This is a genomic window from Micromonospora sp. NPDC007271, assembly GCF_040634005.1.
Taxonomy (GTDB): domain Bacteria; phylum Actinomycetota; class Actinomycetes; order Mycobacteriales; family Micromonosporaceae; genus Micromonospora.
In genome coordinates, this window is sequence record NZ_JBEYER010000140.1 from 1 (window position 1) to 14,460 (window position 14,460).

At 72.5% G+C, this 14,460-nt stretch carries 18 protein-coding genes and 1 pseudogene; 9 read left to right on the top strand and 10 right to left on the bottom strand.

The features are described from left to right. From ABZ570_RS31300 to ABZ570_RS31320, 5 genes are all read left to right on the top strand, one after another. Positions 1-424: alpha/beta hydrolase (locus tag ABZ570_RS31300; RefSeq protein ID WP_358071346.1), on the top strand; the 424-nt coding region annotated here is incomplete at its 5' end. Then, a complete protein-coding gene (locus tag ABZ570_RS31305) occupies positions 421-1,233 on the top strand; it encodes an AAC(3) family N-acetyltransferase (protein WP_358071348.1) in 813 nt (270 codons plus the stop codon). The genes ABZ570_RS31300 and ABZ570_RS31305, both read left to right, overlap by 4 nt. 82 nt (positions 1,234-1,315) lie before the next feature. Then, positions 1,316-2,059: an SIS domain-containing protein gene (locus tag ABZ570_RS31310; protein ID WP_358071350.1), complete on the top strand. Its 744-nt coding sequence runs from the start codon at positions 1,316-1,318 to the stop codon at positions 2,057-2,059. 101 nt (positions 2,060-2,160) lie between these two features. After that, a complete protein-coding gene (locus tag ABZ570_RS31315) occupies positions 2,161-2,655 on the top strand; it encodes a DUF6328 family protein (protein WP_358071352.1) in 495 nt (164 codons plus the stop codon). Between the two features lie 120 nt (positions 2,656-2,775). Further along, positions 2,776-4,749 (top strand): acyl-CoA dehydrogenase family protein, encoded by a 1,974-nt coding sequence (locus tag ABZ570_RS31320; RefSeq protein ID WP_358071354.1) that lies wholly within the window; start codon positions 2,776-2,778, stop codon positions 4,747-4,749. 198 nt (positions 4,750-4,947) lie between these two features. Here ABZ570_RS31320 and ABZ570_RS31325 read toward each other — a convergent pair whose 3' ends face one another. The 8 genes from ABZ570_RS31325 to ABZ570_RS31360 are packed head-to-tail and all read right to left on the bottom strand — an operon-like array spanning position 4,948 to position 9,408. Continuing rightward, positions 4,948-5,118, bottom strand: coding sequence for a hypothetical protein (locus ABZ570_RS31325; RefSeq protein ID WP_358071356.1), 171 nt, complete (start codon positions 5,116-5,118; stop codon positions 4,948-4,950). 9 nt (positions 5,119-5,127) lie between these two features. Next, the gene (locus ABZ570_RS31330) at positions 5,128-5,733 is read right to left on the bottom strand and encodes a hypothetical protein (RefSeq protein WP_358071358.1); all 606 of its coding nucleotides are present in this window, start codon (positions 5,731-5,733) and stop codon (positions 5,128-5,130) included. A gap of 47 nt (positions 5,734-5,780) precedes the next feature. Further along, positions 5,781-6,173, bottom strand: coding sequence for a transcriptional repressor (locus ABZ570_RS31335; protein WP_358071360.1), 393 nt, complete (start codon positions 6,171-6,173; stop codon positions 5,781-5,783). Then, the gene (locus ABZ570_RS31340; RefSeq protein WP_358071362.1) at positions 6,173-6,469 is read right to left on the bottom strand and encodes a metalloregulator ArsR/SmtB family transcription factor; all 297 of its coding nucleotides are present in this window, start codon (positions 6,467-6,469) and stop codon (positions 6,173-6,175) included. Before ABZ570_RS31340 ends, ABZ570_RS31335 begins: the two co-directional genes overlap by 1 nt. Before the next feature lie 37 nt (positions 6,470-6,506). Next, positions 6,507-7,379 (bottom strand): metal ABC transporter permease, encoded by an 873-nt coding sequence (locus ABZ570_RS31345; protein ID WP_358071364.1) that lies wholly within the window; start codon positions 7,377-7,379, stop codon positions 6,507-6,509. A 2-nt stretch (positions 7,380-7,381) separates the two neighbouring features. After that, positions 7,382-8,140: a metal ABC transporter ATP-binding protein gene (locus ABZ570_RS31350; RefSeq protein WP_358071366.1), complete on the bottom strand. Its 759-nt coding sequence runs from the start codon at positions 8,138-8,140 to the stop codon at positions 7,382-7,384. Continuing rightward, complete coding sequence (locus ABZ570_RS31355; protein ID WP_358071368.1) at positions 8,137-9,096, bottom strand: metal ABC transporter substrate-binding protein; 960 nt, start codon at positions 9,094-9,096, stop codon at positions 8,137-8,139. Before ABZ570_RS31355 ends, ABZ570_RS31350 begins: the two co-directional genes overlap by 4 nt. 54 nt (positions 9,097-9,150) lie before the next feature. Then, the gene (locus ABZ570_RS31360; protein WP_358071370.1) at positions 9,151-9,408 is read right to left on the bottom strand and encodes a DUF6703 family protein; all 258 of its coding nucleotides are present in this window, start codon (positions 9,406-9,408) and stop codon (positions 9,151-9,153) included. A 27-nt stretch (positions 9,409-9,435) separates the two neighbouring features. Between ABZ570_RS31360 and ABZ570_RS31365 the strand changes: the two genes are divergently transcribed. The 3 genes from ABZ570_RS31365 to ABZ570_RS31375 all read left to right on the top strand — a co-directional run bounded on the left by ABZ570_RS31365 (position 9,436) and on the right by ABZ570_RS31375 (position 11,856). Beyond that, a complete protein-coding gene (locus ABZ570_RS31365) occupies positions 9,436-9,777 on the top strand; it encodes an antibiotic biosynthesis monooxygenase family protein (RefSeq protein ID WP_358071372.1) in 342 nt (113 codons plus the stop codon). A 25-nt stretch (positions 9,778-9,802) separates the two neighbouring features. After that, entirely contained in the window at positions 9,803-10,363 is a 561-nt protein-coding gene (locus ABZ570_RS31370) for a hypothetical protein (protein WP_358071374.1), read from the top strand. 113 nt (positions 10,364-10,476) lie between these two features. Continuing rightward, positions 10,477-11,856, top strand: a complete 1,380-nt coding sequence (locus ABZ570_RS31375) for a glycine--tRNA ligase (RefSeq protein WP_358071376.1) — start codon at positions 10,477-10,479, stop codon at positions 11,854-11,856. Between the two features lie 53 nt (positions 11,857-11,909). Here the strand turns inward: ABZ570_RS31375 and ABZ570_RS31380 are convergent, their stop codons facing one another. After that, positions 11,910-12,869: a hypothetical protein gene (locus ABZ570_RS31380; protein WP_358071378.1), complete on the bottom strand. Its 960-nt coding sequence runs from the start codon at positions 12,867-12,869 to the stop codon at positions 11,910-11,912. Between the two features lie 183 nt (positions 12,870-13,052). Between ABZ570_RS31380 and dusB the strand changes: the two genes are divergently transcribed. Further along, complete coding sequence (dusB, locus tag ABZ570_RS31385) at positions 13,053-14,210, top strand: tRNA dihydrouridine synthase DusB (protein ID WP_358071380.1); 1,158 nt, start codon at positions 13,053-13,055, stop codon at positions 14,208-14,210. Positions 14,211-14,291: 81 nt separating this feature from the next. On the opposite strand, the pseudogene ABZ570_RS31390 reads toward dusB, so the two are convergent. Beyond that, positions 14,292-14,460 (bottom strand): annotated as a pseudogene (locus ABZ570_RS31390) (phytochelatin synthase); the annotation flags it as partial.

Genomic DNA, 14,460 nt, shown 5'->3' on the forward strand with positions numbered 1-14,460 from the left:
CGACCGGCGGCAACAGGCCCGCTCCGCCTACATCGGACTGTTCCGCAAGCCCGGCAAGGCGGAAAAGGTGTTGCTCGCGCTGCGCGCGGCCGCGCTGCGGAGGATGCTCGGCGGGGTGGGCGACCCCGCGCGGGTGGCCCGGTACGCCGACCCGATGCGCGAACCGGCCGCGCTGACCGCCGCGCTGAACTGGTACCGGGCCATGTCGGGGGCCGACCTGAAGGCCGTCGGGCCGGTGGGCGTGCCGACCACCTTCGTCTGGAGCGACCGGGACGCCGCGATCGGCCGGACCGCCGCCGAGGCGTGCGCCGCCCACGTCACCGGCGACTACCGCTTCGTCGAGCTGCCCGGCATCACCCACTGGATCCCCGACGAGGCACCCGCCCCGCTGGCCGAGGCGATCCTCGCCCGGGTCGTCCGATGACCGCGACCACCGGACCGGCCCGGCCGCACACCCGCGCCTCGCTCGCCGCCCAGCTCCGCGCCCTGGGCGTACGCCCCGGCGGGATCGTCCTGGTACACGCGGCCCTGCGCCCGCTGGGTTTCCTCTGCGGTGGCCCGGAGGCGGTGCTGCTCGCCCTGCGTGACGTGCTCGGTCCGGACGGGACGGTCGTGGTACCCACCCACACCCCGGAGAACAGTGACCCGGCGGGCTGGACCAACCCGCCGGTGCCGGCGGACTGGTGGCCGGTGATCCGGGCCGCGATGCCGGGCTTCGACCCGGCGGTCACGCCGAGCCGGTTCATGGGCGCCCTGGCCGAGCTGGTTCGCACCACGCCGGGAGCGCGGCGCAGTGACCACCCGCACGTCTCGTTCGCCGCCCTCGGCCCGGCCGCGGAGCGGATCGTCGCCGGTCACGCGCTGGCCGGCATGCTCGGCGAGGGCTCCCCGCTGGCCCGGCTGTACGAACTGGACGCCGACGTGCTGCTGCTGGGGGTGGACCACGACAGCAACACCTCGCTGCACCTGGCCGAGTACCGCCAGCCGGCGCCGCCCCGCGAGCGCTGCGGCGCGGCCGTGCTGACCGGCGACGGTGGCCGCGAGTGGGTGTGGTGGGAGGACATCGTCCTGGACGAGGGGGACTTCGGGCGGCTCGGCGCCGACCTGGAGGCGACCGGTGCGGTCCGGCTCGGGCCGGTCGGCGACGGGACGGGCCGGTTGATGAGGCAGCGGGCGGCGGTCGACTTCGCGGTGGACTGGCTGGCCCGGAACCGACGGACGGAGGAAGCATGAGCGTGAGCGAGCGGAGCGAGCGAACCATTGGGCTCAGCAGCGCGGCGCCTCGCGCCGTCGCGGAGCGAAGCGAGGCGGCGGCGTGAGCGCCGAGGCGTACCTGGCGGTGGTGACCGAGACGATCGGCCGGGTGGCCGCCGGCCAGCGGGACAACGTCGGCCGGGCGGCCGACCTGGTCGCCGAGTCGCTGCGCGCCGACGGGGTGGTGCACGCGTTCGGCACCGGCCACTCGGAGGCCCTGGCGATGGAGATCGCCGGCCGGGCCGGTGGGCTGGTCCCCACCAACAAGATCGCCCTGCGTGATCTGGTGCTCTACGGCGGCGAGCCGGCCGACGTGCTCGGCCCGAAGCTGGAACGCGAGCCCGAGGTGGCGCACCGCCTCTACGAGCTGGCCCCGATCCGCCCGCAGGACGTCTTCGTGCTCGCCTCCAACTCCGGCGTGAACGGGGCGATGGTGGAGTTCGCGTCCATCGTCAAGGAACGCGGGCACCCGCTGATCGCGATCACCTCGGCGGCGCACTCGGCCCGGATGACCTCGCGCCACCCGTCCGGGCGCAAGCTGGCCGACTTCGCCGACGTGGTGCTCGACAACGGCGCCCCGTACGGCGACGCCACTCTGCCGCTGCCCGGCGGCGGCGCGGTCGGCGCGGTCTCCTCGATCACCGCCGCGCTGCTGGCCCAGCAGATCGTGGCGGAGGTGGTGGCCCGGCTGCTGGCGGCGGGGGAGCGGCCGCCGGTCTACCTGTCGGCGAACATCACCGGTGGCGACGAGCACAACGCCGAGCTGGAGGCCCACTACGGCGGCCGGATCCGCCGGGGCGCCTGAGCGCGTATCCGAGGCGGTTTCGCCCGCCGCCCGACGGGGCAAGGGCTGTGCTGCCGGTGGGCGGCCGCCACCGGCAGTATCGTCCGTCCTGGAGGTAACGGGTGTCGAAGGAGACCGAGAAGCAGCGCTGGCAGCGTAACTTCGCCGACCTGCTCCAGGAGTTGCGGGTGGCGCAGACCGGGGTGCAGATCCTCTTCGCCTTCCTGCTCACGCTGCCCTTCAGCAACGGTTTCACCCGGACCACCACCTTCCAGAAGGACGTCTACATCGTCTCGCTGCTGTCCGCCGCCGCGGCCACCGCGATGATCATCTCGCCGGTCGCCTTCCATCGGGCGCTGTTCCGGCAGGGCCGCAAGCCGGAGTTGGTCCGGTACGCCCACCGGATGGCCACCGGCGGGCTGGCCTTCATGCTGATCTCGATGGTCAGCGCGGTCCTGCTGATCACCGACTTCGTGCTGAACCGGCCGATGGCCCTGGTGCTGACCGGGTTGGCCGCGGTGTGGTTCCTGACCTTCTGGTTGATCCTGCCGTTCTCCCGGCGCAACTGGGGCGACGGCGACATCGACGACGAGGACGAGGTGCTGCCCGGCGACTGACCGCGCCGGTCCCGCCAAATCGGACGTGCACCGAAGGCTACCCCTGGGTAACAACCGGGGGTAGCGTCGTTTTCGTCGAGCACGTCGACGCAGCCGGACCGAGGTCTCCAGGAGGCAGCCGTGACCACGACACAGAACAACCGACCCGAGTCCGCCGACGGGGTGGGGCCGCTGCCCACCGAGGCCGGGCAGGTTTCCGAGAAGGAGGCCCGGCAGGTCGCCGAGGCGGCCCGCGAGACGGCCTGGGACCGGCCCAGCTTCGGCAAGGAGCTCTTCCTCGGGCGGTTCCGGCTCGACCTGATCAACCCGTGGCCCCGCGCGAAAGTCGACGACGTCGCGCGGGCCGAGGAGTTCCTCGACGCGCTCGGGGCGTACCTGGACTCCGAGGTGGACGGTGCCGCGATCGAGCGGGACGCGCGCATTCCGGACGAGGTGTTCCACGGGCTGGCCCGGCTGGGCGCCTTCGGCATGAAGATCGACCGGAAGTACGGCGGGCTCGGGCTGAGCAACCTGCACTACTGCCGGGCGCTGATGCGGGCCGGCTCGGTCAACCCGGCGATCAGCGCGCTGCTCTCCGCGCACCAGTCGATCGGCGTGCCGCAGCCGCTGAAGATGTTCGGCACGCCCGAGCAGAAGCAGCGCTTCCTGCCCCGGCTGGCCGCCGGTGAGGTGTCCGCGTTCCTGCTCACCGAGCCGGACGTCGGCTCCGACCCGGCCCGGCTGGCCACCACCGCCGAGCCGACCGAGGACGGCACCGGCTACCGGCTCAACGGGGTGAAGCTCTGGGCCACCAACGGCACGGTCGCCACCCTGCTGGTGGTGATGGCCCGGGTGCCGGCGACCGAGGGGCGGCGGGGCGGCATCACCGCCTTCGTGGTGGAGGGCGACAGCGAGGGGATCACGGTCGAGCGGCGCAACGCGTTCGTGGGCCTGCGCGGCCTGGAGAACAGCCTCACCCGGTTCCACGACGTGTTCGTGCCGAAGGAGAACGTGATCGGCGGGGAGGGCAAGGGGCTGAAGATCGCCCTGACCACACTGAACACCGGGCGGCTCTCGCTGCCGGCGATGTGCGTCGGCGCCGGCAAGTGGTCGCTGAACGTGGCCCGGGAGTGGGCCGCCGAGCGGGTCCAGTGGGGCCGGCCGGTCGGCGAGCACGAGGCGGTCGCCAAGAAGCTGGCGTTCATCGCCGCCACCACCTACGGCATGGAGAGCATGCTCGACCTGTGCTGCCTGCTCGCCGACGACGACCGCAACGACATCCGGATCGAGGCGGCGCTGGTGAAGCTCTACGCCAGCGAGATGGCCTGGAAGATCGCCGACGAGCTGATCCAGATCCGGGGTGGCCGCGGCTACGAGACGGCCGAGTCCCTGGCCGCCCGGGGCGAGCGACCGGCCGCGGTCGAGCAGTTGCTGCGTGATCTGCGGATCAACCGGATCTTCGAGGGCTCCACCGAGATCATGCACCTGTTGATCGCCCGGGAGGCGGTCGACGCGCACCTCTCGGTGGCCGGCGACATCATCGACCCGGACGCCGGGCTGGGCCGTAAGGCTCGGGCGGGTGCCCGGGCCGGCGTCTTCTACGCGAAGTGGCTGCCCACCCTCGCCGTCGGCCGGGGCCAGGCACCCGGGGCCTACCACGAGTTCGGGGCGCTCGCCGGGCACCTGCGGCACGTCGAGCGCGCCTCCCGCAAGCTGGCCCGGTCCACCTTCTACGCGATGTCCCGCTGGCAGGGGAAGATGGAGCGCAAGCAGGCGTTCCTCGGCCGGGTGGTGGACATCGGCGCGGAGCTGTTCGCGATGTCCGCGGTCTGCGTACGGGCCACCGCCGAGCGGGCCGAGCACCCGGAGCACGTCGAGCTGGCCGACCTGTTCTGCCGGCAGGCCTGGCTGCGCGTCGACGAGCTGTTCACCGGCCTCTGGTCGAACACCGACTCCGTGGACGTGGCGGCCGCGAAGCGGATCCTCGCCGGCCGGTACGCCGCGCTGGAGGAGGGTGTGGTCACCCCGCCTGCCGACCGGCCCTGGGTGGCCCCCTGGCAGCCCGGCCCCTCCACGGCGCAGGACGTCCGCCGCCGCATCCCGCCGGTGGGGTGAGTCCGGTCGCGGGGCGGCGAATTCGGCAGACGGATCTTGGCGTCGAGCTCCGCAGACGGTGCCAACCGCATCGAGCGATATGCCTCTGCGTCATAAACATGACTCAGCGGCATATCGCTCTCCAGGAATCTGTGGCTGGGAGCCAGCGGGCGGGCCGCCAGCCGCCCGCTGGACCCCGCTCGGCGGGAGGCGGCCGGCTCAGCCCCTGGCGATCGCCCAGGCCAGCACCCCGGCCAGGATGAGCCCGTTCAGCGCGGCCAGCACCAGGTACGCGGCCGGCGGGATCTTGCGGCCCTTGCGGACGTAGCTCACCAGGACGCCCGCGTACACCAGCAGCAGTACGGCGACGACGATCAGGAAGTACAGCACCGCCACACCTTAGCCGCCGGCCTTCAGGCCGAGTCTGCGCAGCTCCAGTGCGGCGAGCGCGTCGACGGTCGCGTCGTCGCCGCGCCGCCACCCCTCGGCCACGTCGGGGGCGATCCGGGCCAGCCGCCCGAGCGGCTGCCCGGCGAGCGCGCGCAGCGCCAGCAGGTCCCGGCCGGCGGGGGCGGTGGCGAGTGCCTTCGCGGCGCCGGCCCGGCGAATCCAGCGCAACCGCAGCGGCAGCCAGCCGAAGAGCACCAGCCCGAGCGGGAAGACCAGCACCGCGATGCTCAGCCCGAGGGCCAGCTGGCCGACGAGTTCCTGCTGGTCACGACCAGCGTCGGCGACCGCGCGGGCGGCCTGGGCGGCCTTGCTGAAGGGGGCGGTCAGCTCGTCGCCGACCAGCGGGACGCGGCCCACCTTGGCGCCGGCGTCGGCCAGGTTGTCGGCGAGGCCACCGCCGGCCCCCTCCAGCTTCTGTCCGGGTACGGCCAGCTTCTCGATCAGGTCGTGCAGCCAGAGTGCGAAGCGGATCGCCGCGTACACCCAGACGGCCACGAGCAGATCGGTGAGGAGCTGACGGAGGGCGGTAGGGAAACGATCAGCGTAGATCTTCACGCCGGACAGCGTGCCACGGCCCGGCCGCGGCCGCACCGACGGAATCGTCAGCCGGCGCAGGCCGGGCAGGTGCCGAAGATCTCCAGGGTGTGGCTGACCTCGACGTACCCGTGCTCGGCGGCGACCCGCCCCGCCCAGCGCTCCACCGCCGGGCCGGCCACCTCGACGGTCCGGCCGCAGCGCCGGCAGACCAGGTGGTGATGGTGCCCCTCGCTGCACCGCCGGTAGAGGTGTTCGCCGCCGGGCGGGCGCATCACGTCGATCTCGCCGGCGTCGGCGAGCCCCTGCAACGTCCGGTAGACGGTGGTCAGCCCGACCCGCTCGCCCCGCTGGCGCAGCATCGCGTGCAGGTCCTGGGCGCTGTGGAAGCCCTCCACCTCGGCCAGCAGCGCGCTCACCGCCGTCCGCTGCCGGGTGTTGCGCGGCGCTCCCTCCGTCACTACCCCTCCCCGGCGTGGCTGACCGCGTCCGCGACGATGTGGGCGACGTGCTCGTCCACCAGGGCGTACGCGATCTCCCGGCCGCGCCGGGAGCCGCGGACCACGCCCGCGCCGCGCAGCACCCGCAGATGCTGGGAGACCAACGGCTGCGGGGCGCCGAGCTTGTCCACCAGCTCGTGGACGCAGCGCTCGCCCTGGGCCAGCTCGCTCACGATCGCCAACCGGATGGGCGCGGAGAGCGCGCGCAGCAGCTCACCCGCGCCCTCGAAGGCGTCGTAGGCCGGTCCGCTGCTCATCTTGTAACGGTAACCAATCCCATCGGGGAGCCCCCGGTCAGGATCGGTTCAGCACCACCTCGTGCGGCTCGGAGGCGGGAGTGGTGGCCGGTGCGCTGCGCCGTCGCAGCCCGCGCCAGACCGCGCCGAACGTCGCGACAACGACGAACGCGGCGATCGCCATCAGCACCACCGACGCTCCGGGGGCGGTGTTGGCGTTGGCGGCCACCCAGATGCCGGACCCGGCGGCGAGCAGGCCGATCAGCATGGCCGCCGCCATGGTGCTGCGGAACCCGCGTGCGACCTGCTGCGCCGCGGCCACCGGGACCACCATCAACGCGCTGATCAGCAGCACCCCGACGGCCCGCATGGCGATCGTCACGGTGACCGCCGTGGTGACCGCGATCAGCAGGTTCAGCGTCCGCACCGGCAGGCCGGACACCCGGGCGTACTCCTCGTCATGGCACACCGCGAAGAGTGCCGGGCGTAGCGCGAGCATCGCCACCAGGATCGCCACGCCGAGCCCCACGATGACGATCATGTCCTCGGGCGGGATGGTGGTCAGCGACCCGAACAGGTAGGCGTTGAGCTTTGCGCTGTTGCTGTTGGAGAGCCCCACCAGCATCACGCCGCCGGCGATCCCGCCGTAGAAGAGCAGGGCGAGGGCCAGATCGCCGGAGGTCCGTCCGCGGGCGCGGATCAGTTCGACGGCGACCGCGCCGGCCGCCGCCACGAGCACCGCGACGAGCACCGGGGAGCGGTTCAGCAGCAGCCCCAGGCCGACGCCCGTCAGCGCCACGTGGCCGATCCCGTCACCGATCAGCGTCAGCCGGCGCTGTACCAGGTAGATGCCGAGCGACGGGGCGGCCAGGCCGATGATCAGCGCCGCGAGCAGGGCACGCTGCATGTACGGGTACTGGAAGAGTTCCATGCTCAGCTCCACAGTCCGGCGTGCTCGTCGGGGCCGTGCGGATGCACGTGGTCGTGATCGGGCGCCGCGTGGTGGCCGGCCGGCTCCGGCACCGCGCCGTCGTGGGCTATCCCACCCTGATGGATGACGATCGCCCGGCTGATCACCGGCCGCAGCGGCCCCAGCTCGTGCGCGACCAGCAGCACCGTCCCGCCACCGTCGACGAAACCGCGCAGCGCCGCCGCGAACGCCTCCTGGCTGGCCGCGTCCACCCCGGCGGTCGGCTCGTCCAGCACCAGCAGCTCCGGCTGGCCGGCCAGCGCCCGGGCGATCAGGGTGCGTTGCTGCTGCCCGCCGGAGAGGGTGGCCACCGGATCGTCGGCCCGGTCGGTGAGCCCGACGGAGGCCAGCGCGGCGGCGACGGCGGCCCGATCGGCGGCACCCGGTGGCCGTAGTATCCCGCGCCGGGCGAGCCGGCCACTCGCCACCACCTCGCGCACCGTGGCGGGCACGCCGCTGCCGGCGCCGAGGCGCTGCGGGACGTACCCGATCCGGTGCCACTGGCGGAACCGGCGCAGCGGCCGGTCGAAGAGGGTGATCGACCCGGCGCTGAGCGGGACCAGCCCGAGAATCGTACGGATCAGCGTGGACTTGCCGGAGCCGTTCGCCCCGAGGACGGCGACCACCTCGCCGGCGGCCACGGTCAGTGAGATGTCACGCAGCACGGGGCGGCCGTCGTACCCGACCGCCCCGTGGGTGACGGTGATGACAGGTGCTGTCACGAGCAGCTCAACGCTGTCCGGAGGGTCTGCAGGTTGGCGCGCATCACTGAAAGGTAGTCCGCGTTGCCGTGGTCCGCCGACAGCCCTTCGAGCGGGTCGAGCACCGCGGTCTTCGCGCCCACCTCCCGGGCGATGGTGTCGGCGACCTTCGGGCTGACCAGCGTCTCGAAGAAGATCGTGGTGGCCTTGTGCTCCCTGGCCTCCTTCGCGACGTCGGCCAGCCGCTGCGGCGAGGGATCGTTGTCGGGGGTCAGCCCGGCGATGCCGACCTGCGTCAGCTGGTAGCGGGTGGTCAGGTAGCCGAAGGCGGCGTGGCTGGTGACGATCTCCCGCCGCTGGCAGGTCTTCAGCCCGGCGGTGAAGTCGGCGTCGAGCTTCTCCAGGTCGGCGTGGAGCGCCTGCGCCCGGGCGGTGAAGTCGGCCTTCCGGGCCGGGTCGACCTTGCCGAGCTGCTCGGCCACCTGGTCGGCCACCGCGGCCAGCCGGGTCGGGTCGAGCCAGATGTGGGGGTCCTTGCCGCCGGCCTCTTCCGCGTGCTCACCGTCGGCGTCCTCGCCCTCGTGTTCGTGCGCGGCGGAGGTGGCGTCCAGCAGCGGCTGCACGGTCGACACGTCGAAGGAGCGGTCGGCCGCGTTCTGCGCCACGGCCTCGTCCACGGCCGGCTGGAAGCCCTTCAGGTAGACGACCAGCTTCGCCTGCGCGATCTGCCCGACCTGGCCCGGGTTGAGCTCGAGGTCGTGCGGCTCGGCGCCCGGCTTGACGAGATTCGTCACCCGGACGGCGTCGCCGCCGATCCGCTCGACGACGAACTGGAGCGGGTACATCGCGGCGACCACGTCGACCCGCTGGGAGTCACCGCCGGCCGTGTCGTCGGACGAGCAGGCCGCGACGCCGCTCAGGGCGAGTACGGCCGTGGTGGCGGCGGCCACGGCGCGGAAGGGGAAGCGGTTGGTCATGACAGCAACTGTCCGCGCGATTGACAATGATTGTCAAAAACGCATGATTGCATGTCAGAGCAGCTTGGCCAGCGCCACCGCGATCAACAGGGTCAGCATGACCAGCCGCAGCATCCGGGTGGCCGGCCGTTGCACCGGCCAGGTGGCGGCCATCAGCCACACCAGCAACGCGGCCAGCGCCAGCAACAGCGCCCCGCCGGCCGGGCCCGGGGCGAAGAGCGCGACCAGCACCAGGGCCAGCGTGGCCAGGAACACCGCCGTCGGGTTGAGCCGGGCCAGCCGGGCCAGCACGGGACTCTGCGTACGCTGCATTCCACAAACTCTACGAGGAGGAACCCGGTGCTGGTCACCAACCGGTTCGTGGTGGACGCCGACGGCGCGTCGGACTTCACCGAGCGGGCGCACGCCGCCCTCGCCGCCCTCGCGGCCCGCCCCGGCTACCTGCGCGGGGAACTGCTGCGGGCGCTGGACGACCCGACGCACTGGTGCCTGGTCACCGAGTGGGAGTCGGTCGGGGCGTACCGGCGGGCGCTGGGCGGCTTCGACGTCAAGGTCACCGCGGTGCCGCTGCTGGCCCGCTCGCTCGACGAGCCGTCGGCGTACGAGACGCTGGCCAGCGCCGCGCCGCAGGGCGAGGTGGTGATCATGGCCAGCGATCGGGCCGCAGGTCCTTACCGCTGACCCCCGGGGCACTACCCTGGCGCGTATGACCGCTCCCGGACCGGCCGCCCCGCCTCCGCCTCCCGTGCCGCCCGGCGTCCCGCCGGCACCGGAGCCGCCGGCCGGGCCCGGCGTTCCCGCGCCGCCGCCCGGCCCCGGGGTCGCCCCGCCGTTCGCGGCGCCGCCCACCGAGGGCGGCCGGGCCCGGCTCTGGCTCGGCCTCGGCGTCGGCGCGCTCGCCGTGGTGCTCTGCTGCGGCGGCGGTGCCGCGGCCATCGTCGGGCTGGCGGTGAGCAACGTCCAGGCCATCCAGGAGCAGGGCCGGACGGTGACCAACAACTACTACCGGGCGCTCGTCGACAAGGACTGGTCCAAGGCGTACGACCAGCTCTGCACCGACGCCCGCCGGCGTGAGTCGCGGCCCGAGTTCGAGCAGCGGGTGGCCACCGAGCCGCAGATCACCGGCTACCGGGTCGGGAAGGTCGACGCCCAGACGCTGACCGTGCCGGTGGACGTGAGCCTGGCGGGCGGCAAGCGGGAGCCCCAGACGGTGACCCTCTCGCCCGACCAGCAGACGGGCGCCGTAAGGGTCTGCGGGGTGAGCTGACCGCGCCCCGGTATTGTGCTGGGCTCGGGACCGTGGTGGTCGTACCGTTGTCCCGAACCGTCCGGTGCCACTCACATCGCCCCCGCCGACCGCCAGCCGGCGTAGGAGGAACCATGCCAGTCGACCGTATCGACGCCGTCGTCAGCCTCGCCAAGCGCCGGGGCTTCGTCTTCCCCTCCAGCGAGATCTACGGAGGCACCCGGTCGGCGTGGGACTACGGTCCGCTCGGCGTGGAGCTCAAGGAGAACGTCCGCCGGCAGTGGTGGAAGACCATGGTCCAGCAGCGCGACGACGTCGTCGGCCTGGATTCGGCGGTCATCCTGGCCCGCCAGGTCTGGGCGGCCAGCGGCCACCTGGCCGAGTTCGTCGACCCGCTGACCGAGTGCCAGTCCTGCCACAAGCGGTTCCGCGCCGACCACCTGGAGGAGGCGTTCGAGTCCCGGCACGGCCGTCCGCCGACCTCGCTGGCCGAGATCAACTGCCCGAACTGCGGCAACAAGGGCACCTTCACCGAGCCGAAGATGTTCAACGGCCTGATGAAGACCTTTCTGGGCCCGGTGGAGAGCGACGAGGGCCTGCACTACCTGCGCCCGGAGACCGCCCAGGGCATCTTCGTCAACTACAAGAACGTGGAGACGGTCGCCCGGAAGAAGCCCCCGTTCGGCATCGCGCAGACCGGCAAGTCGTTCCGCAACGAGATCACCCCCGGCAACTTCATCTTCCGGACCCGCGAGTTCGAGCAGATGGAGATGGAGTTCTTCGTCGAGCCGGGCACCGACGAGGAGTGGCACGAGTACTGGCTGCGGGAGCGCTGGAACTGGTACCTCGACCTCGGCCTGTCGGAGAACAACCTGCGCTTCTACGAGCACCCGAAGGAGAAGCTCTCCCACTACTCGAAGCGCACCGTCGACATCGAGTACCGGTTCCAGTTCGGCGGCAGCGAGTTCGCCGAGCTCGAGGGCATCGCCAACCGCACCGACTTCGACCTGTCCACGCACAGCAAGCACTCCGGCGTCGACCTGTCGTACTTCGACCAGACCAAGGGCGAGCGCTGGGTCCCGTACGTGATCGAGCCGGCCGCCGGCCTCACCCGCGCGGTGCTCGCCTTCCTGCTCGAGGCGTACGACGAGGACGAGGCGCCCAACACCAAGGGCGGCGTCGACAAGCGGACCGTCATGCGCTTCGACCCGCGGCTCGCCCCGGTCAAGGTGGCCGTCCTGCCGTTGTCCCGCAACGAGGCGCTCTCGCCCAAGGCCAAGCAGCTCGCCGCGGACCTGCGCAAGCGCTGGGTGGTCGAGTTCGACGACTCGCAGGCGATCGGTCGCCGCTACCGCCGCCAGGACGAGATCGGCACGCCGTTCTGCGTCACGGTCGACTTCGACACGCTGGACGACAACGCGGTGACGGTGCGGAACCGGGACACCATGGCGCAGGAGCGCATCTCCCTGGACCAGGTCGAGCGCTACCTGCTGGAGCGCCTCCCCGGCTGCTGAGCTGGTAAGGAAGGGCCCCTTCTTAACGCCTCTGGTAGAGAAGGGGCCCCTTCTCACACCCCGCTGTCGTTGGCGTGGACCGTGACGGGTGCGGTTGTGCCGCAGCGGGTCGTGTACGCGTCCTCCACCAGCCGTCGTACGCCGACCGGATCCCGGCGTATCTGCGCGGGCGTGAAGTGCAGGATCAGCACCCCGAGGCGGCTCAGCTCGTTGTGTCGGTCCAGGGTGCGTGTCCAGTCCTCCGGGCTGAAGTGGAACTCCTGCGAGTCCACCTCCAGCGCCACCGCCGCCTCGGCGAGGTAGCCGTCCGGTGTCGGCAGGCGCCGCCCCTCGGCGTCGGTCAGTCGCGGGTTCCACAGGATCGGTGGCAACTTCCGGCTGCCGGCCAGGCACTCGCGCAGCTCCGCTTCCGGCGCGGACCGGGTGCCGGCGACCACCTCCGAGAACGCCTTCCTGATCAGCGCGGTACGGCTGCGCCGGGCCCGCCGGATCTCCGCGTCCAGGGTGTCGAGATCGGCGAAGCCGCGCTGGACGGCCTCCGCGACGATGGCGCGTACGGGACGAAGTTGCCTCAGCTCCCGCGCGGCGTCCACGACTGCTCGCGCCGGCGAGCAGACCGGATAGACCTCGGTCCGCCGCGCCTTCGGGTCGAGGGTCAGCGCCCGCGAGATCACCGCGTGCCCCGAAGACCGGCGCCGCGCGTGGTGCGGCACGATCAGCTGTACGTCGTCGGTACGTGGGCTGTACCGGAAGCCGTACCAGCCGAGGGCGGCCAGCCCGGTCAGCTGAGCGTCCGGGCCCGCGTACAGGGCGGCGGAGATCCGTCGTTGCTCCCCGGTGAGCGTGCCGCTGAACAGCGCGTACGTGGCCGGGAGCACGCGTTGCCAGTGGCCGCGTCGGGTCTGCCGGTAGAGGAACATGTCGTCGAAGCCGGCCGCGAGCAACTGGGCCCGGGTGGCCAACTGTTGCTGGCGCCGCGTCGCCTCTTCCAGCGCGGGTGGATGCTCGATCATGACCGCACCTTGGCCCTCGCGGGCCTGCCGCCGCTGCCGCCGCCGCCCGGCCTGTGGACCGCCGCCCCGCCTGTGGACACCCCCCGCCGCACCAGCGCATGTGATATGCGCCCTGTTAACAGGGGGCCCCTGCTATGCAGAAAGCGTTAAGCGGGGGCCCTTCCTTACACTTGGGCGGTGACCATGCCCGCGCTGCGTTCGTTGACCCTCGGGCGGCACCAGGTGTGGCCGCCGGTGGTGCTCGCGCCGATGGCCGGGATCACCAACGTCGGTTTCCGCCGGCTCTGCCGGGAGCAGGGCGGCGGCATCTACGTCTGCGAGATGATCACCACCCGGGCGCTGGTCGAGCGGAACCCGAAGACGCTGCGCATGATCGCCTTCGGCGCGGAGGAGCAGCCGCGCAGCCTCCAGCTCTACGGCACCGATCCGGAGATCACCGCCGCCGCCGTGCGGATCGTGGTCGAGCGGGACCTCGCCGACCACATCGACCTCAACTTCGGCTGCCCGGTCCCGAAGGTCACCCGGCGCGGCGGCGGGTCGGCCCTGCCGTGGCGGCGCCGGCTCTTCGCCCGGCTGGTCAAGGCCGCGGTGGACGCCGCGTCACCCGCCGGGGTGCCGGTCACCGTCAAGATGCGCAAGGGCATCGACGACGACCATCTGACGTACGTCGAGGCCGGGCTCGCCGCCCAGGACGCCGGCGTCGCCGCGGTCGCCCTGCACGGGCGAACGGCCGCGCAGCGCTACTCGGGCACCGCCGACTGGGACGCGATCGCCACCCTGAAGCAGGCGCTCGACGTGCCGGTGCTCGGCAACGGCGACATCTGGGAGGCCGACGACGCGCTGCGGATGGTCGCCCACACCGGGGTGGACGGCGTGGTGATCGGGCGCGGCTGCCTGGGCCGGCCGTGGCTCTTCGCCGACCTGGAGGCCGCGTTCAACGGCCGGCCCGAGCGGCGGCTGCCGACCCTGGGCGAGGTGGCGGTGACCATGCGGCGTCACGCCGAGCTGCTGGTCGACCAGTTCGTGGCCGGCGCCCGCAACCCGGCCCGGGGTGAGCGGGACGGCTGCACCGACTTCCGCAAGCACGTCGCCTGGTACCTCAAGGGCTTCCCGGTCGGCAGTGAGCTGCGCCGCTCCCTGGCGATGATCGACAGTCTGGCCCAGCTCGACGACCTGCTCGGCAAGCTCGATCCGGCCGTGCCGTTCCCGGTGGAGGCCCTCGGCCAGCCGCGCGGCCGGACCAACTCCCCGGGCAAGGTTTTCCTGCCCGACGGCTGGCTGGCCAGCCGGGACGACGACACCCCGCCCGACGGCGCCGAGCTGGACGACTCAGGCGGCTGACCCGCGCACCCGCGGACGCCGAAGGGCCCGACCCCTCGTGGGGGTCGGGCCCTTCGTGGTTCCTCCTGTCACCGGGTTCGGTCAGGAGGCGCTGTAGCCGCGGGTGGCGATCCAGTCGGCGAGGTTGTCCACGCTGATGTGGTAGGAGGCGGTGTTCGGGTTGGCGGAGTCGGCGATCGTCACGGTGTGGCCGTTGTCGTGGTAGCCGACGACGCTGATGTAGTGGCCGCCTTCGAAGGAGTGGGTGTTG

Bases quoted from the DNA above. Each gene is read 5' to 3' on its own strand.
- ABZ570_RS31305 (WP_358071348.1), top strand. From the start codon at position 421: ATGACCGCGACCACCGGACCGGCCCGGCCGCACACCCGCGCCTCGCTC.
- ABZ570_RS31340 (WP_358071362.1), bottom strand. From the start codon at position 6,469: ATGAGCAGCGGACCGGCCTACGACGCCTTCGAGGGCGCGGGTGAGCTG.
- ABZ570_RS31345 (WP_358071364.1), bottom strand. From the start codon at position 7,379: ATGGAACTCTTCCAGTACCCGTACATGCAGCGTGCCCTGCTCGCGGCG.
- ABZ570_RS31355 (WP_358071368.1), bottom strand. From the start codon at position 9,096: ATGACCAACCGCTTCCCCTTCCGCGCCGTGGCCGCCGCCACCACGGCC.
- ABZ570_RS31360 (WP_358071370.1), bottom strand. From the start codon at position 9,408: ATGCAGCGTACGCAGAGTCCCGTGCTGGCCCGGCTGGCCCGGCTCAAC.
- ABZ570_RS31370 (WP_358071374.1), top strand. From the start codon at position 9,803: ATGACCGCTCCCGGACCGGCCGCCCCGCCTCCGCCTCCCGTGCCGCCC.
- ABZ570_RS31375 (WP_358071376.1), top strand. From the start codon at position 10,477: ATGCCAGTCGACCGTATCGACGCCGTCGTCAGCCTCGCCAAGCGCCGG.
- ABZ570_RS31380 (WP_358071378.1), bottom strand. From the start codon at position 12,869: ATGATCGAGCATCCACCCGCGCTGGAAGAGGCGACGCGGCGCCAGCAA.
- dusB (WP_358071380.1), top strand. From the start codon at position 13,053: ATGCCCGCGCTGCGTTCGTTGACCCTCGGGCGGCACCAGGTGTGGCCG.